Genomic DNA, 1,603 nt, shown 5'->3' with positions numbered 1-1,603 from the left:
CATCTAATAAAGGCATCATATCAGAAATCGTTGTAATAGCTGCCAAACAATATACATATTTATCTTGTTTCTCTAATAATGCACTCGCCAATTTATAAGCAACAAACCCACCTGATATTTCTTTAAAAGGATATTCTGGTGAAAGTTTGGTATGAATAAAAGACATAGCGTCAGGCAAATCATTATCAAATTGATGATGATCTGTAATAATGACATCAACACCTAACTCAGTTGCACACTCTACAGCATCAAAAGCTTTCACACCATTATCAACTGTCATGATTAAAGAATATCCTCTTTGAGCCATTTGCTTCACTCTAGCAGCATTTAATCCATAGCCATCATCAAAACGATTAGGAATATGATAACCTACCTGTACTCCTAATTCTGCAAACGCCTGGACAAGAATCGTTGTTGCTAAGATTCCATCACAATCATACTCACCATAAATGCATATTTTTTCTTCATTCTCAAGAGCCTCATGAATTCTTTCTAATGTCATATCAGCTTCTTCAAACAAAGAAAAATCATGATAGATGAGTCTAGGACTTAATAGTGTTTGTAAAGTCTCTTGATCATATTCATGAATATCAATAACTTTGGCCAATAAGGAATTGACTTGATATTGATTTTGAATATCTTGATATTTTTTTGGTTCTATAATTTTATATTCCATAATATATTCTCCTTAAAAAGAAAAATAACTGACTAACAGTTATTTCGCAATCAATTCACTAAAATCATTTAAATTCAAAGACGACGCTTCTTTAATCACTTTCACTTTTAAATAATCAAAGACCTCCGAAAAACGAAGAGACATAATATCATCAATCACATCACACATAGCCAATGTTTCTTCATTTTTCCATTTGATTTTATAAAGGTATTCTTTAATATCACTAGCATCGATATCATGAACCCCCTCTGTCTTGAACTCATTAGCCTTGATTCGAATTAAAAAAAGAATATCTAATGGCAAGTTATTCTTGAGATTGATTTCCATTTACTGCACTTCCTAACATATTTCTCAATTTTTCAACATATTTATTATAAAGGAAAATCACCAATAAAGGAAGTGTTTTATGAAAAGAAAATTGATTAATTCATTTATTATCTTAAGTGGCAGTACCCTCATAACCAAGGTCTTCTCAGTGTTTAACAGAATGCTTTTATCGATACTTTTAAGTGAACAAGGTATGGCATTATACATTTTGGTTATTCCGACACTTTCTTTGTGTATAACCTTAGCCCAGTTTTCCATTCCGTCTGCTGTCTTTCGATTAATTTCACATCCAAAATACAACAATAAGAAAGTCATAATCTCAGCAATTCTGATATGTTTTGCCTCTTGTCTTTTGATAATGTTATCTATTTTATGTTTTTCACAAATTATAGCCCATGATTTTTTAAAACAAGATCAAGCCTATTATCCACTTTTAACTCTGCTGCCTTTTATTCCTTTGGTTGCTATTAGTGGAATTATTAAGAATTATTATTTAGGAAAAGAAGATGTTTGGACTTTATCAGTTGCTCAATTACTTGAAGAAGTTGCTCGAATTATTTTCACTTATTTTATGATTAAATCATTTGTAAACCTTGATAT

3 protein-coding genes are annotated in these 1,603 nt (G+C 30.6%); 1 reads left to right on the top strand and 2 read right to left on the bottom strand.

Going from position 1 to position 1,603, the window contains the following annotated elements; all coding sequences use genetic code 11:
- Positions 1 to 676 (bottom strand): DHH family phosphoesterase (locus ACLR9T_RS14625; protein WP_413110177.1); only part of this gene is annotated, 676 nt, incomplete at its 3' end.
- A gap of 39 nt (positions 677 to 715) precedes the next feature.
- Positions 716 to 1,003, bottom strand: coding sequence for a post-transcriptional regulator (locus ACLR9T_RS14620; protein ID WP_008789831.1), 288 nt, complete (start codon positions 1,001 to 1,003; stop codon positions 716 to 718).
- 79 nt (positions 1,004 to 1,082) lie between these two features.
- On the opposite strand from ACLR9T_RS14620, the gene ACLR9T_RS14615 reads away from it, so the two are divergent.
- On the top strand, positions 1,083 to 1,603 hold a 521-nt coding region (locus tag ACLR9T_RS14615), incomplete at its 3' end, for an oligosaccharide flippase family protein (RefSeq protein WP_413110176.1).

This window comes from Thomasclavelia sp. (assembly GCF_047249845.1).
Lineage (GTDB): Bacteria > Bacillota_I > Bacilli_A > Erysipelotrichales > Coprobacillaceae > Thomasclavelia.
This window is presented reverse-complemented; position numbering and strand designations above follow the sequence as displayed.

Coding starts and splice junctions, on each gene's coding strand:
- ACLR9T_RS14620 (WP_008789831.1), bottom strand. CDS start 1,003: ATGGAAATCAATCTCAAGAATAACTTGCCATTAGATATTCTTTTTTTA.